Origin of the sequence: Pseudomonas sp. SWRI77 (assembly GCF_014269105.1) — a bacterium.
Classification (GTDB): domain Bacteria; phylum Pseudomonadota; class Gammaproteobacteria; order Pseudomonadales; family Pseudomonadaceae; genus Aquipseudomonas; species Aquipseudomonas capeferrum.
In genome coordinates this window covers 119717-142842 of the sequence record NZ_JABWRV010000009.1, presented here as the reverse complement: position 1 = coordinate 142842, position 23126 = coordinate 119717, and the positions used below count along the sequence as shown (strand labels likewise).

Genomic DNA, 23126 nt, shown 5'->3' with positions numbered 1-23126 from the left:
CAGCGATACACCATGAAATAGAAAGAAATTTTGCCTACGCATTCAGGCGTTGGCATTGAGGATAGTCAAAGGGGTTGGCCAATACCCGCATTACCCGATCAAAGGCAACTGGCAAGCACGCGTACCAGTTTCTGCGCTCTTGGGTCCATCAGCACATAGGGGCCCAGGGTATTGACCACAAAGCCAAAGGCCACATCGTGCTCCGGGTCGGCGAAACCTACCGAGCCGCCCGCGCCAGGGTGCCCGAAGGCGCGGGCACCGAGGCCAAAGGTGGCATTGGCCACTTCGGGCTGGTCGAGCATGCAGCCCAGGCCGAAACGGGTCTGGGTCAGCAGCGTGCGGTCCTGGCCGATACTGTGCTCGCGCGTCAGTTCGTCGAGCAGCTCGGATTCAAGCAGGCTGCCATCGAGCAGGCCGGCATAGAACCCGGCCAGGCTACGGGCATTGCCGTGGCCGTTTGCCGCCGGCTGCTGCATGCGCCGCCACTCGGGCTTGTTGGTGCTGGTGAGAATCGCCGGCGGGTTGGTAAAGGCGCGGGTGGACAGCGCCTCAGGCTCGCGCATGGTCACCTGCAGCAAGCGCTGGGCAGCGGCATCGCCGGGGTTGCCCTTGCCGCGCGCAATATGCGCCACGCGATGGAATTCTTCGTCGGCCAGGCCGACATGAAAGTCCAGCCCCAGCGGCCGCGCCGTACGTGCCACGATCGAGTCGCCTGGGCCACGACCATCAGCGCGGCGGATCAGCTCACCGACCAGCCAGCCGTACGTGATGGCGGCATAACCGTGTTCGACCCCAGGCGTCCACCAAGGGGTTTCGGCGGCCAAGGCATCGACCATCGCCTGCCAGTCATACAATGCCTCGGCAGGCAGCAGTTCACGGATGGCCGGCAGGCCCGCACGATGGCTGAGTAACTGGCGCAGGGTGATGGACTGCTTGCCGGCCTGGGCGAATTCGGGCCAGTAACGGGCCACCGGAGCGTCCAGTGCCAGCTTGCCCTCGCCCACCAACTGCAAGGCGGTGACCGCAGTGAAGGTTTTGGTGCAGGAGAACAGGTTGGCGATAGTGTCGCTGTGCCAGGCCTGCTGCCCGTCCTTGTCGGCGGTGCCCGCCCACAGGTCGATCACGGTCTCGCCGCCCACCTGGATGCACAGCGCCGCACCACGCTCCTGGGGATCATCGAACAACTCGGCGAAGGCTTCACGCACCGCCTCGAACTTCAGCTCATAGTGACCCTGGATCTGCACCCGCTGTTCTCCGTACGACCGTCTGAAAATGGCGTGCATTGTTTCAGTAGTTGGCGGTTTTGCAAACTGGCTTAGGCTCGATGGTCGCCAGCAAAGGGGCCGTTTGACGGCCCCGATGGCTCAGGGGAGCGGCTTGGCCAGTTGCGTGCGCAACTGACCAATGGCCTGCTGGTTGCTTTTGCGTACGGCCTCGACGAACCCCGGATACGGCACATCGGTGATCGCCACCAGCCCCAGGTGGCCGTTTTCGCCATCGAGCAACCGCCCACTGGCCGGTTGGTCCAGGTATTGGAACCAGTGCGCGCCGACGATCATCGGCTGCGCCAACGCGGCCTTGAGGAAGTTGCCATAGGCAGGCCCTCGGTCCTCTTCACGCGCCACCTCCAGCGGCCCCGGCCAGAATGGCCCGCGGTCGCGGGAACCGAACTGGAACTCGGACACCAGCACCGGCTTGTCCAGCTCGGCCAGGCGAGCGAAGTCGTAACCGTCCTCGGGTTTGAGGGTATAGAAGTTGAAGCTCAGCACATCGCAGAACTCGGCGCAGGCCTTGACCGCCTCTGGTGTACTGAGCGCAAAACGGCCGCCAAGCAACAGGTGGTTGGGCGCATGCCACTTCAGCGAGTCGGCGATGGTCTTGAAGTAGGTCTCGGCGAACACCTGCTGGAAGTGCTGGTAGTCCCGCTCGATCTCCGGGTGCTCGGGGTTGGGCAAAGGCGCCTCGAACCCTGGGTCTTCCATCAGCTCCCAGGCGGACAGTTCGATCCCCCAGGCCTTGGACAGCCCCTCCTGGTTGCGGTACTTGTCACGCAGCTGCTTGAGGAAGGCGCGCTTGGCGGGCACATCGGTGGTCAGGCGCAAGGTGCCATAGGCCAGCCCGTAGCGCGCCTTGGGGTCATTGCCCGGTGCGGCCCAGGCCAGTTCGTTGTCGGCGAAGTAGCCGATCAGCCAGGGGTCATCGCGGTGGTCCCGGGCGGCGATGGCGACGGCACGTTCTGTAGCCATGGCAAAGCGAGGGTCGAAGGGGTCGGGCATGCTGCCCCACCAGTCCATGCCGGTGCTGATGCTGGCATAGTCACCAACGATTGACAGCGGCAAGGTATAGGGCATGCGCTTGGCCTGGCCCAGGCCAGGGTCGCTCCAGTTACCCAGGGTATTGAAACCCCAGGCTTGCAGGCGGTCGAGCGCGTGCGCCTGCCAGCGCGTGGCATCCAGCACCTGCGGTGGGCAATCGGCTGCCGGTTGGCCCTCGACGCTGGGAAGGCAAGGCTTGCCATAGGTGCGCTGGATATTGGCGGCATAAAAGTCGAACCAGCGCCCCTGCTTGAAGTTACGCCCTTGCGAAGAGGCATTGCCGTCGTCGTTGTTACCCTTGCCATAGAACGCCGCCAGCGGATCGCCCTCGGCCGGCAGCGCCTTGAACATGCCGTCCCGGCCTTCGACGTAGGTGCGCCCGCCATCAGCGGCCACGGCATTGACGCCCAGCGAGTAGAACGGGTTGCCCTCTGGCGTGACCAAGTACCAGCGGCCATCACGCTTCTCGGTACGGAAAAAACCCTTGGCCTCGAACGCCGGCCCGCCCAGCAACCCGCCATAGCTGTCCAGTTGCTGCTTGCCGTGCCCTGCCAACCAGCCCTTGAGTTGCTGCTGCTCACGGCCTTCGGCAGCCCTGAGCTGCTCGTCGCTGGCAATCTTCTCTGGCCATTGGCCGCGTGTGGACTGGCCGTAAGCGTCGATCAATTCATGGTAGGCGGCCTGGTAGGCCTGGTCGTCATCCTGAATACCCACTTTCTCGATCAGCAGGTTCTGCGCCACCTTGGGGTTGGGGATCGTCAGGCTGACAGACGCCACTTGTTTGAGGTCGACCGCACCCGCGCTGCTGGTCAGCAGCAGGCGTTGGCCTGCGTACGCCCATGGCATCGGCGGCCCGGCGCGCATGCCCTGGCTCAACGGCGAGCTGGCCTTGAGCGGTACCATCACCGTCTGGGCGGGGCCTGCAGGCAGGTCGATGCGGCTGGTCAGCGTGCGGCCATCACTGCCCAACACGGTAACGTCCACGGTCAGCGCCCAGTCCATTGCGCTTTGCAGGCGCAAGGTCAGGAACTGCCCGGCTGACCAGTCCCACACACCGCTCTGCGGGCTCAGGCGCAAGGTCGGGCGCTCGGCCGGGTTGAACACCACGCGCCGCAACACCTCACCCCCGGCCGTCTGCTCTGCGTTGTACTGCGGCATGCCGGCGTCCTCGGTCACCACATTGACCACCGAGGCCGGGCGCACGAAGCTGAACAGCGTCTGCTGCCCAGCCAATAATGGCGAGCTGAACAACAGGGCGAATACGACAGGCAGGGTACGGCGGACCATAAGGCTGGGGCTCTCCTTCAGGGCCCTCATGAGCCCAAGACTGAGTGATGGACAACAAGCCGGTGCAGAGTGCTCCGGCCGTCAGGAAATCTCCCGCCGGAACGGCGGTAGCGCATTGAGAATAGCCTTGCCGTAGCGCTGGGTGACCAGACGTCGATCGAGCAAGGTGATGACACCGCGATCCTGCTCGGTACGCAGCAGCCGGCCGCAGGCCTGAATCAGGCGCAAAGAGGCGTCGGGCACGGCAATTTCCATGAACGGGTTGCCACCACGGGCCTCGATCCACTCCGCCAGGGCCGCTTCGACCGGGTCGTCAGGCACCGCGAAGGGAATCTTGGCGATCACCACGTGCTCGCAATAAGCGCCGGGAAGGTCGACCCCCTCGGCAAAGCTGGCCAGGCCGAACAACACGCTGTGCTGGCCATCATCGACCCGCGCCTTGTGCTTGTTCAGGGTTTCCTGCTTGGAGAGGTTGCCCTGGATCAGCACCAGCTTGCGCCAGTCGCGGTCCAGGCCGTCGAACACATCCTGCATCTGCTTGCGCGACGAGAACAGCACCAGCGCGCCACGGGCATCATCGAGCATGTTGGGCAGTTCACGGATGATCGCCGCGGTGTGCGCCGTCGCATCACGCGGATCGGCGCCCAGGTCGGGCACCCGCAGCACGCCGGCATCGCCATGCACGAATGGGCTGGGCACCACGCAGGTAACAGCATCGCGAGGCAGGCCAGAGCGCATGCGGTAACGATCGAACTTGCCCAGTGCGGTAAGCGTGGCGGAGGTTACCAGCGCACCGTGGGCGACGCTCCACAGGCTGCGACGGAGCATTTCGGCCGCCAGAATGGGGCTGGCGTTGACTTCGATGTCGAACAGCGCACCGCTCTCGGCCAGGGTCAGCCAGCGCGCCATGGGCGGGCTGTCCTCGGGGTCTTCGGCGGTGAATGCCGTCCACAGTTCCCAGTTGCCCTGGGCACGGGTCACCAGGCTGCCGAACAGCGGGTACCATTCCTCGGCCTGATGGCTGGCGATACCGATATTGACTTCACCGTCCATGCCTTCCTTCAACAGGTCGGCCAGGCGGGTGAACAGATCGTTGAGGCGGGCAAAGCCCTTCTTCAACTCGATGCCCACCTCGCGGATCTGCTCCGGCACCACACCGCCTTCGAAGCGATAGCGCGGGCGCTCACGGCCCTCGGTGTCTTCACTGGGGCGGAAGTCCGCGACTTGCTCGCACAGGGTGAACATGAACTGCTGCTGGGTACGGATCTCGCGGGCCAGCTCCGGCACCTGCTCGATCAGTTTGCCCAGGTCCCCCGGCAGCGGGTGCTGGGCCAGCAGCTTGGTCAGGTTCTTGGCGGTCTGCTCCAGCCAGTCGGCGGTGGAGCGCAGGCGCGAGTAATGGGCGAAATGGCCGATGGCCTTGTCCGGCAGGTGGTGGCCTTCGTCGAACACGTACAGGGTGTCGCGGGGGTCGGGCAGCACCGCGCCGCCCCCCAGGGCCAGGTCAGCCAGGACCATGTCATGGTTGGTCACGATCACGTCGACCTTGCCCATGCCTTCGCGCGCCTTGTAGAACACGCACTGCTGGAAGTTCGGGCAGTGGCGGCCCGTGCACTGGCTATGGTCGGTGGTCAGGCGTGACCAGTCCTGGTCTTCCAGGGCTTCGGACCAGCTGTCACGATCGCCATCCCAGCGGTTGCCCGCCAGCTTCTCGATCATGCTGTTGAACAGCTTCTGGCTGCGCTCGTCGACCTCGATATGAAAGCCTTCTTCCTCGAACAACTGGGCGGTGGCCGACTGCGCGTGGCCTTCCTGCAGCAGCACGTCGAGCTTGGACAGGCACAGGTAACGGCCGCGCCCCTTGGCCAAAGCGAAGCTGAAGTTCAGCCCGCTGTTGCGCATCAGGTCGGGCAGGTCCTTGAAGACGATCTGCTCCTGCAGGGCGACGGTGGCGGTGGCGATGACCAGGCGTTTGCCGGCCGCCTTGGCAGCCGGAATCGCGGCCAGCGCATAGGCGACCGTCTTGCCGGTACCGGTACCGGCCTCCACCGCGACCACGGCAGGCTCGCCGGCGCGGCGGCCTTCATCGTCGCAGGCGATGTCGCCGAGTACCTTGGCCACTTCGGCGATCATCAGGCGCTGGCCGTAACGCGGCTTGAGGCTCTTGGCTTCGAGAAAACGCGAGTAGGCGCCTTGGATAGTGGCTTTGAGTTCGTTGCTGATCATGGTCTGCAGGCGCCCGAAGGGCTGGATATATTTTCAGTGTTTCGCATGGGGCGGCTATCATACCCCGCTATTGCCCTTTATGCCGCATGGAGATCCGGATGCTTGCCTTTGCCCTGCCCTACACACTGCATGTCCTGGCCGCCCTGGTTTGGGTCGGCGGCATGTTCTTCGCCTGGCTGGTGCTGCGCCCGGCAACGGTTGCAGCCCTCGACGGGCCTGCTCGCCTGCGGCTGTGGGTGGAAGTTTTCCGACGCTTCTTCGGCTGGGTCTGGGTGGCAGTGGCGATCTTGGCGATAAGTGGTATCGGCATGTTGCACATGCGCTTCACGGGCCTGGAGACCGCGCCCAAGTACGTGCAGGTGATGATCGGTGGCGGTATCGCCATGTTCGCCCTGTTCATGCGCATCCAGGCGTTACTGTTGCCGGAGCTGAAAACGGCCGTGCAAGCAGAGGACTGGCCAGCGGGGGCTGCGGTGCTGGGAAGGATTCGACGCATGGTCGGGATCAACCTGCTGCTGGGCATCGCCGTGGTGGCAGTGGCCAGTTCGCGATTGATGCTGTAGGCGACGCGCCCCCTTGGGCCACGCCGCCCTTTAACGTCAAAGGCGTTGCAGGATCAACTCACCTGAAGCGCCGGCCAGGCCTGGCTGGCCCGGTTGCCCTGGCCGGCCACTGGCGCCGGCATCGGTGCGATACACCAGGCACCCTTTGCTCGCCCCGCCCTTGCCGGCCTTGCCAGCGGCACCGGCCTGGCCTGGCGCACCGCCATCCAGGCGCGCCACGATGCGCTCCTGGGCAAAACCTTGCGGCAGGCTCAGGCGAATTCGCCCACCCGCCGCGCCATCGTGCCCATTGCCTCCGTCATCGCCATTGGCGCCGCGGCTGGCCTGGCCCCAGGTACAGCCGCCAGGCTGGCCGTTGGCGCCGTCGAGCCCGGCATAACCGGGCGCACCCGCGCCACCTCGTGCGTCGATCGACAACAGCCCGGCATCGACCTCCTCCAGCTTCAGGTCCAGGCTTCGACCGGAACGGGCCGCACGCTGGTAGGTGCCCGACGCACCCGGGGCACTGATCTCGCTACCCTCGCCCATTTGGGCGTTGCGCACCTCGATGCGCAACGGGTGGTCAGAAGGGGCAATGGCGATACGCGCATCACGCCCCAATTGCAGATGATCGATGGTCAACTCGGTCAGCGTGGCAGGCAGCAGCAACGTCGCCGAATCGGCCACGCGCAAATGCTCCAAGTGCACGCTGGCCGACTTGTCGGGCAGGCGCAGCATGGAATTGGACGCCACTTCAAGGGTTTCGGCCTGGGCCAGGGGAGCAGCCAACATGGCCAGCAACATCAGATTACGCATTGCGCGGCGCCTCCTGCGCACGAGGAATGGACATGACATGGAAAATACCCGTCAGCAGGATCTGCAGACGGTCGAACCACCGGTGGCTACGGCCACGCAGGCTGGCGTTGAAGAACAGCACCTCGAGCACATGCAGGCTCAGCAGGACAATGCCTGCCGTATTGATCAGAAGATTGAATGGCAGTGGTTGTGGCAGCAGCAGATTGAACAGCACCACACCCCAGAAGACAACCGTCAGGACCTTGCCCAGGCCCAGGATGAATTTCATGCCCCGCCCCCTGCATTTATTGTTCTGTCTAAACGGCCCGTTCGAGCGGGCCGTGCGGCCAACAGTACCTGCACTGGCTGCCTGTGTCATTGGCCACACCCGGCTTGCCGGTTTGAAAGCGCGCCCGCGCCACTGCCCAAGGCGCGGGCGCGGGCCGTCAGCGCTGGATCTTGATCTCCGTGCGACGGTTCATGGCGCGCCCATCGGCGGTGGCATTGTCTGCCACAGGTTGGGTTTCACCCGCACCGACCACCGAGACGAAGCTGCTGCGGGGTACGCCGCTTTCGACCAGGTAATCGGTCACCGAATGAGCACGGCGCTCGGACAGTTTTTGGTTATAGCTGTCTGACCCGACACTGTCGGTATGGCCACTGACACTCAGCCGCGCACTGGGTGCTTCCTGCTTGAGGCGGGTGGAGATGGTATTGAGGCGCTCTTTATCGGCTGCAGTCAGGCGTGCAGAGTCGAACTCGAAGTGCACGTCACGGATGACGATGACTTCTTCCTTCTGCACCACCACTTCCTCGACCACCGCGACCGGCTCCGGTGGGCAGCCATTGGCATCGACCTGCACGCCGCGCGGGGTGCCTGGGCATTTGTCTCGGCTGTCCGGCACGCCGTCACCATCCTCGTCGCCATCGCCATGGGCCCAGCAATAGCCCGCCGCCAGGCCACCGCCCAGCAACGCGCCCCAGCCAGCCCAGCTGGAACTCTCGATGGCGCCCAAGGCGGCGCCGCCTACACCCCCGACGGCAGCACACTTCGGCCAGTCGGTCTTTTGCAAACCTGCACAACCAGTCAACACACTGGTGAGCAGTACCAGGGGTATCGCTGTGCGTACTATGCTCATTTTCGTCGCATCTCCTAGGGGGAATCGGCATAAGGCCGATCTCTGGCAGTAAAGACCGCACATTCCATCCCTGCCAGCAATAAGCCACGACACCAGTCACATGACGCTTTGCCCACGCGCTGCGGCCCGCTAGTCTTGGACGACTTGAACGAGGATTGGCAATGACCGACGGTTTCTCCCAGCGCACCCCCCAGCAGGCCCTGGCAGCCCTGCTCGATCGTTTCACCCCCCAACGCCTGTTGCTGGTAGGCACACGCTTCCCCGCGCTGGACGCCTTTGCCCAGGCTCACCCGCAGGTGGTGATCGCAACGACCGCGCCTGGGCCGCTGCCGGTTGACCTGGCAAACCAGCGCTTCGACTTGGCGGTACTGGTGGACTGCCTGGAACACCTGCCCAAACGCACGGGCCTGGAACTGCTCGGTGGCATTCGCAACCTCAATGCCAGCCGGGTTGCCGTGCTGGCCGACCTCTCGGCTTGCGGCTGGCAAGACACCGATTTCTTCGCCCTGGCCTTGTCGGCCAGCGAAAAATTCCGTCGTGAAGGGCAGGTACTGAGCCTGTTCACCTATGATCTACATGACTACAAGCAAGTCCCGGACTGGCTCAATGCACGGTTCTGGGCCAACCCTGAAAATTTTGGAAAGTACTGGTGGTGATGATGAGTGTCTCGGTCTGCCCTTGTGGCAGTGGCAACCTGCTGGACGCCTGCTGCGGGCACTACCATGCCGGAACCCCGGCCCCCGATGCCCAGACGCTGATGCGCTCGCGCTACAGCGCTTACGTGCTGGGCCTGATCGATTACCTGGTGCACACCACCCTGCCGGCCCAGCAGGCGGCACTGGACCGTGCCGCGATGGCCAGCTGGAGCGCACAGAGCACCTGGCTGGGGCTGGAAGTGGAAAACGCCGAGGTGCTGGGTGGCCAGCCTGAGCACGGCTTTGTCACCTTCACCGCTCGCTGGCACGATCAGGAGGGCGATCACCAACACCGCGAGCGTTCGGCGTTCGTCCAGCATGATGGGCGCTGGTACTTCATCGACCCCACGGTCGGGCTCAAGGCCGGGCGCAACGACCCTTGCCCGTGCGCCAGCGGTCAGAAATTCAAGAAATGCTGCGCAAGCTACGTGGCCAGCTGAACATGATCGCCCAGGCCCGCGTACTCGTGCTTGGCGCCTTGCTGGCCCTGCTGGCCGGCTGCGCCAGCTGGGGCGGCGACGACTGGCGCGAACCCGAGGTACATCTGGTCAAGGTCGAGACGGTCAAGGCCAAGTTGCTGCAGCAGGAATTCGTGCTGCACCTGCGTGTCGACAACCCGAACGACAGCCGGCTGTTCATCCGTAGCCTGGCGTATTCGATACGGCTCAACGACCTGCTGCTGGTGCAGGATGAGACCAGTGTCTGGCGCAGCGTTGGCGGTCATGCTCGGCGCACGTTCAAGATCACCGCGCGGACCAACTTGTGGCAGCACCTCAAACCACTGGCCAAGCTGCTCAAAAGCGAACAACCGCTGCACTACACCCTGCAGGGGGAACTGGCCACGGGGCTTCTCATCCATCGGGACCTGCACTTGTCGCGCAGTGGTGAGATAATCCCTGGTGATTTCTTACCGGAGTAACCCTGCAATGACCCAGCAACCCCATGTTCATGGCCCTGACTGCAACCACGATCATGATCACCCGCACGATCACGACCATGGCCATGTGCACGGCCCGCACTGCAACCACGGCCATCAGGAGCCGGTGCGTAACGCCCTGAAGGACGTTGGCCGCAACGATCCTTGCCCCTGCGGCAGCGAGAAGAAATTCAAGAAGTGCCACGGCGCTTGATGCGACCGCTGTGCTGATGATATCGAGCGCCTCGTACATGCCTTGAGCATGAGGGCGCTCGATCTCGACAGCACCTCAACACCCAAGCCAAGCACCTCGAAGCCCCCTACCATTCGTAAATAAACCGCCTCAGCACCTTGCACCGCGCCTGCGCGCTCACTACCTTAGCGCCTTCCAACCCCCCGCCACGCCTTGCAGGAGCCCTTGTCATGGCCGCCCCCGCCTTTCCTCCCTTCCGCCTGCGGTTCACGACCGCTGCCACGCTGCTCGGCACGCTCGGACTCGCCGGTTGCCAGATGGGCGGCTATCAGGGCAGCGTGCCACCGACCACCGGCGTGCAACCCCTCAAGGGCCTGGCGCAAAACGTCTCGGTACGGCGCAATGCCATGGGCGCTCCGCTGATCGAGAGCGGCAACTTCCATGACGCCCTGTTCAGCCTGGGGTATGTACATGCCGGCGATCGCATCGAGCAGATGGTCGCCATGCGCCTGCTCGCCCAGGGCCGCCTTGCCGAACTGGCCGGCAGCGAAGCACTGGACATCGACCGCCTGATGCGGGCCGCCAACCTCAAGCAAAGCGCCGCCCAGCAATACGCCGACGCGTCGCCACGGCTCAAGCGCTTCTTCGAGGTCTACGCCCGCGGGGTCAACGCCTACCTGTTCCGCTACCGCGACAAACTGCCCGCCGGCCTGGCCAACAGCGGCCATCGCCCCGAGTACTGGAAGCCGGAAGACTCGGCGCTGATCTTCAGCCTGTACGCCTTCAGCCAATCGGTGAACCTGCAAGAGGAACTCAGCGCCCTGACCTTGGCGCAGAAGGTCGGCAGCGACAAGCTAGCCTGGCTGCTGCCCGGCGCTCCGGACGAGCCCTTGGCCGACGCCGAAGTGGACAAGCTCAAGGGCCTGAACCTGGCCCGCCAGCTACCCGGTTTGCCGGCTCTGGCGGCGGCCAGCCAGAAACTCGCCGACCTCGACCTGCTAGGCAGCCCCGGCTCGGCCAACCTGGCCTTGGCAGCCCAGCGCAGCCGCAGCGGCAAGAGCCTGCTGGCCAGCGACAGCCAAGCGGCCTGGGCCTTGAGCCCGGTGCAGATCCACACCAGCAAGTACCAGGTCGCCGGCCTGTCACTGCCAGGCCTGCCGATCGTGCTGGCCGGCTTCAACGGCAAAGTCGCCTGGAGCAGCAGTGCCGTGATGGCCGACAACCAGGACCTGTACCTGGAACAACTGCGCCGCCAAGGCAACCAGCTTAGCTACCTGGTCGATGGCAAGTGGCAGCCGGCCCGGGCGCGCAGCGAAACCTTCTTCGTGCGCGGCCAACGCCCTCTGCGCGAGGTGATGTACGACACACGCCACGGCACCCTGCTCGCCCAGCCGGGTAACGCAAGCCTGGGCCTGGCCCTGGCCCTGCCGCAATTGAAGGGCGACCGTAGCCTCGACGCGCTGTTCGACCTGACGCGTGCCAAAACGGTCGAACGCGCCTTCGACAGCACCCGTGAAGTCGCTGCAGCGGCGCTCAATTTCGTCTTCGCCGAGCCTAATCACATCGGCTGGCAGGTCAGTGGGCGCTACCCCAACCGCCGCGAAGGCCAGGGCCTGCTACCCTCGCCCGGTTGGGACGGGCGCTACGACTGGGACGGTTACGCAGACCCGATGCTGCACCCTTACGACCAGGACCCGCCCGCCGGCTGGATCGGCCACGCCAACCAGCGCAGCCTGCCGCGCGGCTACGGCATGCAGTTGTCCAACACCTGGTACTACCCCGAACGCGCCGAGCGCCTGGCCCAGTTGGCCGCTAACGGCCGCCACGACAGCCGCAGCCTGATGGCCCTGCAGAACGACCAAGTCACCCTGCTGGCCGACAAGCTCAAGCAGATGTTCGACGCCCCGGGCATGGCCCAGCCGCTCAAGCAGGCGATCGACGCACTGTCGCCCGCTGAGCGCGACAAAGCCCGCGACGCCCTGGCCAGGCTCAAGGCGTTCGATGGCCGCCTGAGCCCGGTGTCGGCGGATGCCGCACTGTACGAATTGTTCCTCCAGGCGTTCGCCCGCGAAACGTTCCTCGACGACCTCGGGCCGGTGTCCAGCCCTGCCTGGCAGGCGTTCGTCAGCAATGCCCGTTTGTCCTACTCGGCCCAGGCCGACCACCTGCTGGGCCGCGAGGACAGCCCGTTCTGGGATGACCGCAGCACACCGCAGAAGGAAGACAAGCCGGCAATTCTCGCCCGCAGCCTGGCCGCTGCGGTGGATGCAGGCACTGCGCAACTCGGCGCCGACCGCCGCGCCTGGCAATGGGGCAAACTGCACCAGTACCGCTGGCCAGCACCGGCCTATCACGGCCTGGGGGACACCCTCAGCCGCTCACCGCTGGCTGCCGGTGGCGATTTCAGTACCCTGGCCCTGACACCCTACGCCTGGGGCAATGACTTCGACACGCGCCTGCCGGCCTCGGCACGCATGGTCGTCGACTTCGGCCAGGCCGAACCCTTGCAGGTACTGACTAGCAACGGCCAGTCCGGCAACCCGGCCAGCCAGCACTACGGCGATGGGCTGGACGCCTGGTTCAAGGGCCGTTTCATGAGCCTGCCGCTGCAACCGCAGAACTTTGCGCGGGCCTATGGCAACCCGCGGCTGACCCTGGTACCTGGCCGCTAGAGGCCAGTTTCCCTCTGATCAACAGCGCGTCGGGCTCTTAGCATCCTCGGCACCGCACTGGGTAGTTCCTATCGAGTGCGGCCATTTCCAATGAGGATGCCACCATGACTACTGAAACACTGAACATAGAAATTTCCTGGCCAGAAACGCTTGACGTCCCGGCTGGCGCTACCGTGAACGCCCAAATCTGGGTCGGCACCGAGGCAGCCAGCTACCGGTTGATCTGCGATGAAGATGTCGCTGCCCCGGCCACCACTTCGCCAGCCACCATCGCGTTCACCTACAATACCGAAGACCTGCTGCCCGAAGACGCCGAAACTGTGTGGGACCACTTCCACACCTCCCCCTACCTCATGCACGATGGCAAGCGCCTCAACATTGCGCGCGTTGCAAAAATCAGCGTTTCCGAAGCTCAGTTGTCCGGTTGGAAGATAGCGATTTCCTGATGCCCCCAGGCAGCCCTGCTCCAGGGCTGCCCGTTCAATTTCGAACTTCCCGATACCTGCCACGCTCTGACTTAGCAAGCCCTTTGCCAGCCGCCGTGCCATGGACCTCGTAATCGCCCGCCCCGAAGGCCTGTACTGCCCGCCCGGTGATTTCTACATCGACCCCTGGCGGCCGGTGGACCGTGCCATCATCACCCATGGCCACGGTGATCACGCGCGTACCGGTAATCGCCACTACCTCACTGCCGCCTCTGGCGAAGGTATCTTGCGCAGTCGCCTGGGCCAGTCTATCGACCTGCAGACCCTGGCCTACGGCGAGCGCATCCGCCACCACGGGGTTACCCTGAGCCTGCACCCGGCGGGTCACGTACTGGGTTCGGCGCAAGTGCGCCTGGAACACCAGGGCCAAGTCTGGGTCGCTTCGGGCGACTACAAAGTCGAACCCGACGGCACCTGCGCAGCCTTCGAGCCTGTGGCGTGCCACACCTTCATCACCGAGTCGACCTTCGGCCTGCCGATCTATCGCTGGCCCAGCCAGGCCGAGGTCTTTGCCGGCATCAATGCCTGGTGGCGGGCCAACCGCGATCAGGACAAAGCCAGCGTGCTGTTCTGCTACGCCTTCGGCAAGGCGCAGCGCATCCTTCATGGGCTGGACGCGAGTATCGGGCCAATTCTGGTGCACGGTGCGGTCGAGCCGCTGAACCGGGTGTACCGAGAGGCAGGCGTGTACTTGCCAGAAACCCGCTATGCCGGCGATATCCCACGCAACGACCCGTTGCTGCGCCAGGCCTTGGTCCTGGCCCCACCGTCAGCCGGCGGCAGCAGCTGGATGCGCCGCTTCGGCGACTACAGCGATGCCTTCGCCAGCGGCTGGATGCTGTTGCGCGGTACACGCCGCCGACGTGGCGTCGACCGCGGCTTCGTGCTGTCGGACCATGCTGACTGGCCAGGGCTGCTGTGGGCCATCGGCCAGACCGGTGCACAGCGGGTGATGGTCACCCATGGTTCGGTCAACGTGCTGGTGCGCTATCTCAACGAGCAGGGCCTGGATGCCCGTGCCTTCGCCACCGAATACGGCGATGAAGACGAGTCGACACCCGCCGGTGCCGAGGCATGAAGGCCTTTGCCGCGCTGTACCTGCGCCTGGACGCGACCACCTCCAGCAACGCCAAGCTCGAAGCGTTGCGCGATTACTTTGCCCAGGCCCCTGCCGACGATGCGGCCTGGGCCGTGTACTTCCTCGCCGGTGGCCGCCCCCGGCAACTGGTGCCCACCCGTGTGCTGCGTGAACTGGCCACTGCCCTGGCAGCACTGCCCGACTGGCTGTTCGAAGAAAGTTACCAAGCCGTGGGCGACCTTGCCGAGACCATTTCGTTGCTGCTGCCTCAGAACAGCCAGGGCAGCGACGATGGCTTGGCCTACTGGGTCGAGGCCCACCTGCTGCCCCTTCGCGGGTTGCCGGCCGAAGAGGTCCGCCAGCGCCTGCCACCGCTCTGGGCACAGCTCGACCGGCCCAGCCTGATGCTGTGCCTGAAGCTGATCACCGGCAGCTTTCGCGTTGGTGTGTCCAAGCTGCTGGTCACCCGCGCCCTGGCTCAGCTGGCAGGCCTCGACGCCAAGCGCGTGGCCCAACGCCTGGTCGGCTACACCGACATCGGCCACCGCCCCAGCGCCGCCGATTACCACCGTTTGGTGGCCGCCGAGTCGGCCGATGAGCACAGCCAGCGCGGCGGCCAGCCGTATCCATTCTTCCTGGCGCATGCGTTGCAAGCGCCAACCGAGCAGTTCGATGCGCTGCTCGGGCCACCGAGCGATTGGCAGGTCGAATGGAAGTGGGACGGCATCCGCGCCCAGGTGGTCAAGCGTGACGGCCAGCTGTGGGTCTGGTCACGCGGCGAAGAACTGGTCACCGATCGCTTCCCCGAGCTGCACAGCTTGGCGCAAACCTTGCCGGATGGCGTTGTGCTCGATGGCGAGATTCTGGTCTGGAAGCCTGGCGCCACCCACGGTGCGCTGGCCGTGCAGCCCTTCGCCCTGCTGCAACAGCGCCTGGGCCGCAAGACCTTGGGCAAGAAGCTGTTGGCCGATGCCCCCGTGGTGCTGCAGGCCTACGACCTGCTGGAATGGCAGGGCGAGGATTGGCGCAACCGCGCGCAGCACGCGCGTCGGCGGCAACTGGAGCGCCTGGTGGCAGAATACCCACTGGCGCCGGTGCTGCTCTCGCCGTTACTCGAAGGGCTGAGCTGGGCCGACCTCGCCGAGCAGCGTGAGCAGTCGCGCAGCCTGGGCGTGGAAGGCCTGATGCTCAAGCAGCGTGAGGCCCTGTATGGCGTAGGCCGCACCAAGGACATGGGCACCTGGTGGAAATGGAAGATCGACCCGTTCAGCGTCGATGCCGTATTGATTTACGCCCAACGCGGCCATGGCCGCCGCGCCAGCCTCTACAGTGACTACACGTTTGCCGTGTGGAACGCGCCCCCGGGCAGCCCCGAGCGGGCCTTGGTTCCCTTCGCCAAGGCCTATTCCGGGCTGAGCGATGAAGAGATGCGCAAGGTCGACGCGATCATCCGCAAGACCACCGTTGAAACGTTCGGCCCGGTGCGCAGTGTGACCCCGACGCTGGTCTTCGAACTGGGCTTCGAGGGCATTGCCCTGTCCAGCCGCCACAAAAGCGGCATCGCCGTGCGCTTTCCGCGCATGCTGCGCTGGCGCCTGGACAAACCGGTGGAAGAAGCCGACGACCTGGCCACCCTGCAGGCATTGCTGATCTGAAGAGGCACAGAGTGGCAAACTATGCTTCTATCTTTGTGCCGACCCGTGTCGCAGACCGTTTTCGCCACGTAGCCAGGACCCCCATGCACCATTCGACCCACGACCTGCTTGCCCCCGTACCGGGCATCTCACGCCAACTGCACAGCTTCCACTTTGGCCCACGCGGTGGCGGCAAGGTGTACATCCAGGCCTCGCTGCATGCCGACGAACTGCCCGGCATGCTGGTGGCGTGGCACCTCAAGCGGCGGCTGGCCGAGTTGGAGCAGCAGGGCCGTCTGCAACGGGAAATCATCCTGGTGCCGGTGGCTAACCCGGTAGGCCTGGAACAGGTACTGCTGGACGCACCGCTGGGGCGCTTCGAACTGCAAAGCGGCGAGAACTTCAATCGCAATTTCGTCGACCTGTCGGACAGCATCGGTGATCAAATCGAACAGCACCTGACTCAGGACCCGGCCCACAACATTGCCCTGATCCGTGAATACCTGCGCCGCGGGCTGGACGCATACCCCGCCCGCACGCCCCTCCAGGCCCAGCGCCTGATTCTGCAGCGCCTGGCCTGTGACGCCGACCTGATACTGGACCTGCACTGCGACTTCGAGGCGGTCGAGCACCTGTACACCACCCCCGAAGCCTGGCCTCAGATCGAGCCACTGGCCCGTTACCTGGGGGCCCAGGCCAGCTTGCTGGCCACCGACTCCGGCGGGCAATCGTTCGATGAATGTTTCAGCCTGGTCTGGTGGCAGTTGCAGCAACGCTTCGGCAAGCGTTTCCCGATCCCCCTGGGCTGCTGTGCGGTGACCGTCGAGTTGCGCGGGCAGGCGGATGTGAGCCACGAACTGGCCAGCAAGGACTGCCAGGCGATACTCGACTTCCTGACCCATGCCGGCGTCATCGAAGGGGCCCACGCGCCCCTTCCACCGCTGCCCCGCCCGGCCACGCCGTTAGCCGCCGTGGAACCGATATCTGCGCCGCTGGGCGGCTTGCTGGTGTACCACGCCCGCCCAGGCCAGCACCTGCAAGCCGACCAGTTGATCGCCGAAGTCATCGACCCGCTCAACGACCGGGTAACCGCCGTGCGCAACAGCCAACCCGGCCTGCTGTACGCCCGCAGCGTGCGGCGCATGGCGACGGCGGGCATGGTCATCGCCCATGTGGCCGGCGAGCAGGTGTGCCGCAGCGGCTACCTACTGGGTAACTGATCCGGTAAAACCAATCGGCCGGGCAAGCGGTCAGTAGAAGCACAACCTTCGAAGGATCGCCTGCCCCCATGCCCGCCTCCACCGACCTCGCCAATGCCTGGTTCGCCCAGCGCGGCTGGAAGCCGTTCGCCTTCCAGCGGCGTGTCTGGGCGGCCGTCGAGCGCGGTGAATCCGGGCTGTTGCACGCCAGTACCGGCGCCGGTAAAACCTACGCGGTCTGGCTGGCAGCGCTTCGCGCGTTCGCCGCCGGCATCTCTGGCCGCCAGCCGGCCCCCTTGCAGGTGCTTTGGGTCACGCCCATGCGCGCCTTGGCCGCCGATACCGCGCGCGCCTTGCAAGCACCGCTCGATGAACTGGGGCTGAACTGGAGCGTTGGAGTCCGCAGTGGCGATACCCGCAGCGCAGAGCGTGCGCGGCAGGCAAGACGCCTGCCCAGCGTATTGATCACCACACCCGAAAGCCTGACCTTGCTGCTGACCCGGGCGCAGGCCCGCGAGGACTTCGCTGGCCTGCGCCTGGTGGTGGTGGACGAGTGGCATGAGCTGCTCGGCAACAAGCGTGGCGTGCAATTGCAGCTGGCCTTGGCGCGCCTGCGCCACTGGCACCCGCAGTTGCTGACCTGGGGGCTTTCGGCGACCCTCGGCAACCTGCAACATGCGCTTGAAGTGCTGTTGCCTCACGAAGGGTTGCTGGTGCAAGGCCGACAGGACAAACAACTGCAAGTCGACACCCTGCTGCCGCCAGAGATCGAGCGTTTCCCCTGGGCAGGGCACATGGGCCTGAAGATGCTCGACCAGGTCAGCACGCAAATCGACAATAGCGCCAGCAGCCTGGTCTTCACCAATACCCGCGCCCAGGCCGAACTCTGGTACCAGGCATTGCTCGATGCACGCCCAGACTGGGCCGGCCTGATCGCCCTGCACCATGCCTCACTGGCCCGCGATACCCGCGACTGGGTCGAACGCAACCTGAAGCAAGGCACGCTGAAAGCGGTCATCTGCACCTCCAGCCTGGACCTGGGCGTGGACTTCTTGCCTGTGGAGCGGGTGTTGCAGATCGGCTCGGCCAAAGGTATCGCCCGCCTGATGCAGCGTGCCGGGCGCTCCGGGCATGCACCCGGGCGCCCCTCGCGGGTGACCCTGGTGCCCACCCACAGCCTGGAGCTGGTGGAGGCGGCGGCGGCCCGAAAGGCGCTGCTTGCCGGGCAGATCGAGGCCAGAAGTTCGCCACGCCTGTGCATGGATGTGCTGGTGCAACACCTGGTCAGCATGGCCCTGGGCAGCGGCTTTCGGCCCGATCAGTTGCTTGACGAAGTGCGCAGCACCTGGGCCTTTCGCACGTTGCGCGACAGCCAGTGGCAGTGGGCGCTGGACTTCGTCTGCCACGGCGGCAACTCGCTCAGCGCCTACCCGGACTACCAGCGTGTCGAGGCCCAGGCCGACGGCGTCTGGCGGGTTGCCAGCGAGCGCCTGGCACGCCGGCACCGCATGGGCATCGGCACCATCGTCAGCGACGCCAGCCTGCAGCTCAAGTACTGGAGCAAGGGCGGGGGCGGCAAGTCGCTGGGCAGTGTCGAAGAGGCCTTCATCGCCCGCCTGCGTCCGGGTGACAGCCTGGTCTTCGCCGGCCGGGTGCTGGAGTTGGTGCGGGTCGAAAACATGACCGCCTACGTACGTCGCAGCACCTCGCGCAAAGCCGCCGTGGCACGCTGGAATGGCGGGCGCATGCCACTGTCCAGCGAACTGGCCGACGCCCTGGTCGAACAGCTAGATGCCGCCGCCCACCAACATTACGACGGCCCGGAAATGCGCGCCGTACGCCCCCTGCTGGAGCTGCAGGCGCGCTGGTCGGCCCTGCCAACCACCGGCACGCTGCTGGCAGAAACCCTGAAATCACGCCAGGGCTCGCACCTGTTTCTCTATCCGTTCGCCGGGCGCATGGCCAACCTGGGGCTGGCCAACCTGATTGCCTGGCGGGTCAGCCGGGTACAGCCACTGTCTTTGTCCATCGCCGTCAGTGACTATGGCTTTGAACTGCTCAGCCCGAGCGCCGTGGACTGGGCGGCGCACTTGCCCACTGCGCTATCGCCCGAGCAGCTGCTGGAGGACGTATTGGCCAGCCTCAACGCGGGCGAGATGGCGCTGCGGCGCTTTCGCGAGATCGCCCAGATCGCCGGGCTGGTGTTTGGCGGCTACCCGGCAGCGCAAAAGAGCACCCGGCAGATCCAGGCGTCGAGCGGGCTTTTCTACGAGGTGTTTCGCAAGCACGATGCCGACAATCTGCTGCTGGGCCAGGCCCGGGACGAAGTGCTGCGCGAAGAACTGGAGATCGATCGGCTGCAGCGCCAGTTGCTGAAGATGGGCCAACTGCGGCTGGACCTGCGTGAGTTGCGCCGCCCCGGCCCATTGGCCTTCGCCTTGCTGGTGGAAGGCATGCGCGAAACCTTGAGCACTGAAAAGCTGGCTGACCGCATTGCGCGAATGGTGGCAGACCTGGAGAACGCAGCGAGTGGCACGCGATGAATGATTACCTGGCCATCGAACACTGCGAAGAAACGCTTTGGCTGTTGCCGGACAAAGCCCTTTACTGGCCTGCCCGCCGCGCCCTGCTGGTAGCCGATGTGCATATCGGCAAGGCCGCCAGCTATCGCGCCCTTCATCAACCCGTGCCGCGCGGTACTACCGAAGCCACCTTGGCACGCCTGAATACCCTGCTGGCCAACCATGACTGCCAATTACTGGTCGTGCTCGGCGATTTCCTGCATGCCCGCACCGGCCGCGCACCTGCGACGCTGGCCAGGCTGCAGGCGTGGCGCCAACGGCATGCCGAGCTACGGATCGTGCTGGTGCGTGGCAACCATGATCGCCACGCGGGCGACCCGCCGGCTGAACTGGGTATCGACGTGGTGGAAGAGCCGTGGGTGTTGGCACCTTTTGCCTTGCAGCACGAGCCTCTCGCCCACCCCCAGTACCCGGTGCTGGCGGGGCATGTTCACCCTGTGTTCGTCTTGCAGGGGCGAGCCAGGCAGCGACTGCGCCTGCCTTGCTTTCTGATCGATGACAAAGTCAGCCTGCTACCCGCCTTCGGTGAGTTCACCGGTGGCTGGCGCGTCCACCCCGATAGCAACAGCCGAGTGTTCCTGACCGGCGCTGAACGGGTATGGGCGCTATAGCAGCAGCGGCTTAGGCGACCGGCGCGGGAGGCGGCTCATCGGGCAAGGTCGGTTCACCTGGCTCCATGGGCGTTTCACCGGGTTGCGATGGTTGCGGGGTATCGGGACCTGGCTGGTGAGGCACGCCCCCCGCCTGCATCGGCAGCGGATGCGCCAGCAATGACCACGGCAACAACCCGACCTGATTGGGCTGCAAGCCAGCCAGCTTGGCACTGATTGCGGGATGGAGTTTCATTGGCGGCTCCTGACGGGCGCCGATACGCGTCATGCACATCGGCAGTTACCCGTTGGAGTACCAAACACACGGGGAATTCCCCGCGCTCGTCGGCTCAGGTGCGTGGCAAGGTGACGCCGCGCTGGCCCTGGTACTTGCCGCCGCGGTCCTTGTACGACACTTCGCACTCTTCGTCGGATTCGAGGAAGAGCATCTGCGCCACACCTTCGTTGGCATAAATTTTTGCCGGCAGGGTGGTGGTGTTGGAGAACTCAAGGGTCACGTGGCCTTCCCATTCCGGCTCGAGCGGGGTGACGTTGACGATGATGCCGCAGCGCGCGTAAGTGCTTTTGCCCAGGCAGATGGTCAGCACGTTGCGTGGAATGCGGAAGTACTCCACAGTGCGGGCCAGGGCGAAGGAGTTTGGCGGGATGATGCAGACGTCGCTCTTGACGTCGACGAAGCTGCCGGCGTCGAAGTTTTTCGGGTCGACGGTGGCCGAATTGATGTTGGTGAACACCTTGAATTCGTCGGCGCAGCGCACGTCGTAGCCGTAGCTGGAGACGCCGAAGGAGATGACCCGGCTGTCGTGCTCGCCGCGCACCTGGCGCTCGACGAACGGTTCGATCATGCCGTGTTCCTGCGCCATGCGGCGAATCCACTTGTCCGATTTGATGCTCATGGCGGGGTGTCCTGAAGAGTTGCTAGGTGAAAATCGTGAGGCGCATCTTACCGGTCCCGGCGCTCGCTTCAAAGTTCCATCCTGCATTCTGGCTATAATCCCCGCCGGGCGGGGCCTACAGCCGCCGCCGATCTGAATTTCAGTAAAGCGGCTTCTGGCCATTGGCAGGCTGCAGAAAGTGGGGTAAGGTGACGCCACTGTGCTGCACGTGACACCGAGAATCTCTAGTTTGATGCACGATCTGATCGGCCCATCTCTGAATTTTCTGCTCTCTTTGCACTCAGTCCCGGGCAGGGTTTTTCCTGACCGTAATCAACTTTGTCCAAGGAGACAGAAACATGTCCAATCGCCAAAACGGTACCGTTAAGTGGTTCAACGATGAGAAAGGCTACGGCTTCATCACCCCTCAGTCGGGTGACGACCTCTTCGTACACTTCAAAGCCATCCAAGCTGACGGCTTCAAGACCCTGAAAGAAGGCCAGGCTGTTACCTTCGTCGCTACCCGCGGCCAGAAAGGTATGCAGGCTGAAGAAGTTCAGATCGCCTAAGTCGATCTAAGCTTACAAGCTTTCAAAAAACCCGCCTTCTGGCGGGTTTTTTATGCCTCCTGCAATGGCATGCCCTGTAGAAGCGGCCTTGCCGGGCCGCTCCTGCAGAGACCGCTGCAGCGGCGAGGATATCAATCCTCGCTGATGGTAATGCTCGGCATCGCCGGTGCCGCCGCTTCCTGCAAGACGATGCGCGCGCCCACCTGGCGGGCCAACTCCTGATAGACCATGGCGATCTGGCTTTCCGGCTCGGCAATCGCCGTCGGCTTGCCGCTGTCGGCCTGCTCACGGATCAGCATCGACAGCGGCAGCGAGGCCAGCAGGTCGACGCCGTATTGGGCCGCCAGCTTTTCACCGCCACCTTCGCCGAACAGGTGCTCGGCATGGCCACAGTTCGAACAAATGTGCACGGCCATGTTCTCCACCACACCCAGCACCGGGATGTTGACCTTGCGGAACATTTCCACGCCCTTCTTGGCGTCCAGCAGGGCCAGGTCTTGCGGGGTGGTGACGATCACCGAGCCGGCCACCGGTACTTTCTGCGCCAGGGTCAGCTGAATGTCACCGGTGCCCGGCGGCATGTCGATCACCAGGTAGTCGAGGTCATCCCAGGCGGTCTGGGTCACCAGTTGCAGCAGCGCACCGGACACCATCGGGCCACGCCATACCATCGGCGTGTTGTCGTCGGTGAGAAACGCCATGGACATGACTTCCACACCATGCGCCTTGATCGGCACAAACCACTTCTGCTCGCGAATCTGTGGCCGGGTGCCTTCTGCGATGCCAAACATCACGCCCTGGCTTGGGCCATAGATATCCGCGTCGAGAATACCTACCCGGGCGCCTTCACGGGCCAGGGCCAGGGCCAGGTTGGCAGCAGTGGTCGACTTGCCGACGCCACCCTTGCCCGAGGCCACGGCGATGATGTTCTTGACGTTGGCCATGGCCGGCACCTGGGCCTGGGCCTTGTGCGCGGCGACCGCGCAGTCGATCGACACCTGGGCACTGGTGACGCCGTCAAGGTTGCCGATTGCTGTCTGCAGTACCTGGGCCCAGCCGTTCTTGAACAACCCTGCGGCATACCCCAGTTGCAACTGCACACTGACCTGACCGCCCTGGATATCGACGGCGCGCACACAACCGGCGCTGACCGGATCCTGGTTCAGATAGGGGTCGGTGTACTGGCGAAGCACGCCTTCGACGGCGGCACGGGTGACGGCACTCATGGAGACTCCCATTGGCAAACTGAATGTAAAACAGGCGCCTATCCTAACCCGTCAATCGTCAGCAGGTGCGACTGTGGGGTGAAATAT

At 64.7% G+C, this 23126-nt stretch carries 22 protein-coding genes; 13 read left to right on the top strand and 9 right to left on the bottom strand.

The features are described from left to right. Nucleotides 1-98: 98 nt before the first annotated feature. From HU766_RS11735 to dinG, 3 genes are all read right to left on the bottom strand, one after another. Nucleotides 99-1244: a serine hydrolase domain-containing protein gene (locus HU766_RS11735; protein WP_186656859.1), complete on the bottom strand. Its 1146-nt coding sequence runs from the start codon at nucleotides 1242-1244 to the stop codon at nucleotides 99-101. Nucleotides 1245-1364: 120 nt separating this feature from the next. Then, nucleotides 1365-3602, bottom strand: a complete 2238-nt coding sequence (locus tag HU766_RS11730) for a beta-galactosidase (RefSeq protein WP_186656856.1) — start codon at nucleotides 3600-3602, stop codon at nucleotides 1365-1367. Nucleotides 3603-3683: 81 nt separating this feature from the next. Beyond that, entirely contained in the window at nucleotides 3684-5828 is a 2145-nt protein-coding gene (gene dinG, locus HU766_RS11725; protein ID WP_033702639.1) for an ATP-dependent DNA helicase DinG, read from the bottom strand. A gap of 98 nt (nucleotides 5829-5926) precedes the next feature. Between dinG and HU766_RS11720 the strand changes: the two genes are divergently transcribed. Then, nucleotides 5927-6391, top strand: a complete 465-nt coding sequence (locus HU766_RS11720; protein ID WP_033702640.1) for a CopD family protein — start codon at nucleotides 5927-5929, stop codon at nucleotides 6389-6391. A gap of 36 nt (nucleotides 6392-6427) precedes the next feature. Here the strand turns inward: HU766_RS11720 and HU766_RS11715 are convergent, their stop codons facing one another. The 3 genes from HU766_RS11715 to HU766_RS11705 form a co-directional block, all read right to left on the bottom strand. Next, a complete protein-coding gene (locus tag HU766_RS11715; protein ID WP_186656853.1) occupies nucleotides 6428-7186 on the bottom strand; it encodes a collagen-like protein in 759 nt (252 codons plus the stop codon). Next, nucleotides 7179-7454 carry a DUF1145 domain-containing protein gene (locus tag HU766_RS11710; RefSeq protein WP_033702642.1) on the bottom strand — a complete coding sequence of 92 codons (276 nt, stop codon included), beginning with the start codon at nucleotides 7452-7454 and terminating at the stop codon, nucleotides 7179-7181. The genes HU766_RS11715 and HU766_RS11710 overlap by 8 nt, the downstream gene beginning before the upstream one ends. A 157-nt stretch (nucleotides 7455-7611) precedes the next feature. Then, nucleotides 7612-8304 (bottom strand): OmpA family protein, encoded by a 693-nt coding sequence (locus tag HU766_RS11705; RefSeq protein WP_033702643.1) that lies wholly within the window; start codon nucleotides 8302-8304, stop codon nucleotides 7612-7614. 161 nt (nucleotides 8305-8465) lie between these two features. On the opposite strand from HU766_RS11705, the gene HU766_RS11700 reads away from it, so the two are divergent. From HU766_RS11700 to pdeM, 11 genes are all read left to right on the top strand, one after another. After that, on the top strand, nucleotides 8466-8960 hold the full coding sequence (locus tag HU766_RS11700) for a DUF6231 family protein (RefSeq protein WP_033702644.1): 495 nt from the start codon (nucleotides 8466-8468) through the stop codon (nucleotides 8958-8960). A 2-nt stretch (nucleotides 8961-8962) separates the two neighbouring features. After that, nucleotides 8963-9439: a YchJ family protein gene (locus HU766_RS11695; RefSeq protein ID WP_186656851.1), complete on the top strand. Its 477-nt coding sequence runs from the start codon at nucleotides 8963-8965 to the stop codon at nucleotides 9437-9439. Between the two features lie 2 nt (nucleotides 9440-9441). Continuing rightward, the gene (locus HU766_RS11690) at nucleotides 9442-9918 is read left to right on the top strand and encodes an LEA type 2 family protein (RefSeq protein WP_033702988.1); all 477 of its coding nucleotides are present in this window, start codon (nucleotides 9442-9444) and stop codon (nucleotides 9916-9918) included. Nucleotides 9919-9925: 7 nt separating this feature from the next. Further along, nucleotides 9926-10129, top strand: coding sequence for an SEC-C metal-binding domain-containing protein (locus tag HU766_RS11685; protein ID WP_033702646.1), 204 nt, complete (start codon nucleotides 9926-9928; stop codon nucleotides 10127-10129). Between the two features lie 209 nt (nucleotides 10130-10338). Further along, the gene (locus HU766_RS11680; protein WP_186656848.1) at nucleotides 10339-12780 is read left to right on the top strand and encodes a penicillin acylase family protein; all 2442 of its coding nucleotides are present in this window, start codon (nucleotides 10339-10341) and stop codon (nucleotides 12778-12780) included. Nucleotides 12781-12884: 104 nt separating this feature from the next. Further along, complete coding sequence (locus HU766_RS11675; protein WP_186656846.1) at nucleotides 12885-13226, top strand: hypothetical protein; 342 nt, start codon at nucleotides 12885-12887, stop codon at nucleotides 13224-13226. 100 nt (nucleotides 13227-13326) lie between these two features. Continuing rightward, nucleotides 13327-14343 (top strand): ligase-associated DNA damage response exonuclease, encoded by a 1017-nt coding sequence (locus HU766_RS11670; protein ID WP_186656844.1) that lies wholly within the window; start codon nucleotides 13327-13329, stop codon nucleotides 14341-14343. Next, nucleotides 14340-15998, top strand: coding sequence for an ATP-dependent DNA ligase (locus HU766_RS11665; RefSeq protein ID WP_186656842.1), 1659 nt, complete (start codon nucleotides 14340-14342; stop codon nucleotides 15996-15998). Before HU766_RS11670 ends, HU766_RS11665 begins: the two co-directional genes overlap by 4 nt. 83 nt (nucleotides 15999-16081) lie before the next feature. After that, complete coding sequence (locus HU766_RS11660; RefSeq protein WP_186656840.1) at nucleotides 16082-17197, top strand: succinylglutamate desuccinylase/aspartoacylase family protein; 1116 nt, start codon at nucleotides 16082-16084, stop codon at nucleotides 17195-17197. A 68-nt stretch (nucleotides 17198-17265) separates the two neighbouring features. Continuing rightward, nucleotides 17266-19719: a ligase-associated DNA damage response DEXH box helicase gene (locus HU766_RS11655; protein ID WP_186656839.1), complete on the top strand. Its 2454-nt coding sequence runs from the start codon at nucleotides 17266-17268 to the stop codon at nucleotides 19717-19719. Further along, on the top strand, nucleotides 19716-20369 hold the full coding sequence (gene pdeM / locus HU766_RS11650) for a ligase-associated DNA damage response endonuclease PdeM (protein ID WP_186656829.1): 654 nt from the start codon (nucleotides 19716-19718) through the stop codon (nucleotides 20367-20369). Before HU766_RS11655 ends, pdeM begins: the two co-directional genes overlap by 4 nt. Before the next feature lie 10 nt (nucleotides 20370-20379). Here the strand turns inward: pdeM and HU766_RS11645 are convergent, their stop codons facing one another. Together HU766_RS11645 and dcd are read right to left on the bottom strand one after the other, a co-directional pair. Then, the gene (locus HU766_RS11645) at nucleotides 20380-20604 is read right to left on the bottom strand and encodes a hypothetical protein (protein ID WP_033702655.1); all 225 of its coding nucleotides are present in this window, start codon (nucleotides 20602-20604) and stop codon (nucleotides 20380-20382) included. Nucleotides 20605-20698: 94 nt separating this feature from the next. Further along, nucleotides 20699-21265 carry a dCTP deaminase gene (dcd, locus tag HU766_RS11640; RefSeq protein WP_012313046.1) on the bottom strand — a complete coding sequence of 189 codons (567 nt, stop codon included), beginning with the start codon at nucleotides 21263-21265 and terminating at the stop codon, nucleotides 20699-20701. 338 nt (nucleotides 21266-21603) lie between these two features. Here dcd and HU766_RS11635 point away from each other — a divergent pair, with 338 nt between their 5' ends. Further along, complete coding sequence (locus tag HU766_RS11635) at nucleotides 21604-21813, top strand: cold-shock protein (protein WP_012273869.1); 210 nt, start codon at nucleotides 21604-21606, stop codon at nucleotides 21811-21813. Nucleotides 21814-21944: 131 nt separating this feature from the next. Here HU766_RS11635 and apbC read toward each other — a convergent pair whose 3' ends face one another. Further along, nucleotides 21945-23039, bottom strand: a complete 1095-nt coding sequence (apbC, locus tag HU766_RS11630; RefSeq protein WP_186656823.1) for an iron-sulfur cluster carrier protein ApbC — start codon at nucleotides 23037-23039, stop codon at nucleotides 21945-21947. Between the last annotated feature and the right edge of the window lie 87 nt (nucleotides 23040-23126).

Bases quoted from the DNA above. Each gene is read 5' to 3' on its own strand.
- HU766_RS11730 (WP_186656856.1), bottom strand. From the start codon at position 3,602: ATGGTCCGCCGTACCCTGCCTGTCGTATTCGCCCTGTTGTTCAGCTCG.
- dinG (WP_033702639.1), bottom strand. From the start codon at position 5,828: ATGATCAGCAACGAACTCAAAGCCACTATCCAAGGCGCCTACTCGCGT.
- HU766_RS11720 (WP_033702640.1), top strand. From the start codon at position 5,927: ATGCTTGCCTTTGCCCTGCCCTACACACTGCATGTCCTGGCCGCCCTG.
- HU766_RS11715 (WP_186656853.1), bottom strand. From the start codon at position 7,186: ATGCGTAATCTGATGTTGCTGGCCATGTTGGCTGCTCCCCTGGCCCAG.
- HU766_RS11710 (WP_033702642.1), bottom strand. From the start codon at position 7,454: ATGAAATTCATCCTGGGCCTGGGCAAGGTCCTGACGGTTGTCTTCTGG.
- HU766_RS11705 (WP_033702643.1), bottom strand. From the start codon at position 8,304: ATGAGCATAGTACGCACAGCGATACCCCTGGTACTGCTCACCAGTGTG.
- HU766_RS11700 (WP_033702644.1), top strand. From the start codon at position 8,466: ATGACCGACGGTTTCTCCCAGCGCACCCCCCAGCAGGCCCTGGCAGCC.
- HU766_RS11695 (WP_186656851.1), top strand. From the start codon at position 8,963: ATGAGTGTCTCGGTCTGCCCTTGTGGCAGTGGCAACCTGCTGGACGCC.
- HU766_RS11690 (WP_033702988.1), top strand. From the start codon at position 9,442: ATGATCGCCCAGGCCCGCGTACTCGTGCTTGGCGCCTTGCTGGCCCTG.
- HU766_RS11685 (WP_033702646.1), top strand. From the start codon at position 9,926: ATGACCCAGCAACCCCATGTTCATGGCCCTGACTGCAACCACGATCAT.
- HU766_RS11680 (WP_186656848.1), top strand. From the start codon at position 10,339: ATGGCCGCCCCCGCCTTTCCTCCCTTCCGCCTGCGGTTCACGACCGCT.
- HU766_RS11675 (WP_186656846.1), top strand. From the start codon at position 12,885: ATGACTACTGAAACACTGAACATAGAAATTTCCTGGCCAGAAACGCTT.
- HU766_RS11670 (WP_186656844.1), top strand. From the start codon at position 13,327: ATGGACCTCGTAATCGCCCGCCCCGAAGGCCTGTACTGCCCGCCCGGT.
- HU766_RS11665 (WP_186656842.1), top strand. From the start codon at position 14,340: ATGAAGGCCTTTGCCGCGCTGTACCTGCGCCTGGACGCGACCACCTCC.
- HU766_RS11660 (WP_186656840.1), top strand. From the start codon at position 16,082: ATGCACCATTCGACCCACGACCTGCTTGCCCCCGTACCGGGCATCTCA.
- HU766_RS11655 (WP_186656839.1), top strand. From the start codon at position 17,266: ATGCCCGCCTCCACCGACCTCGCCAATGCCTGGTTCGCCCAGCGCGGC.
- pdeM (WP_186656829.1), top strand. From the start codon at position 19,716: ATGAATGATTACCTGGCCATCGAACACTGCGAAGAAACGCTTTGGCTG.
- HU766_RS11645 (WP_033702655.1), bottom strand. From the start codon at position 20,604: ATGAAACTCCATCCCGCAATCAGTGCCAAGCTGGCTGGCTTGCAGCCC.
- dcd (WP_012313046.1), bottom strand. From the start codon at position 21,265: ATGAGCATCAAATCGGACAAGTGGATTCGCCGCATGGCGCAGGAACAC.
- HU766_RS11635 (WP_012273869.1), top strand. From the start codon at position 21,604: ATGTCCAATCGCCAAAACGGTACCGTTAAGTGGTTCAACGATGAGAAA.
- apbC (WP_186656823.1), bottom strand. From the start codon at position 23,039: ATGAGTGCCGTCACCCGTGCCGCCGTCGAAGGCGTGCTTCGCCAGTAC.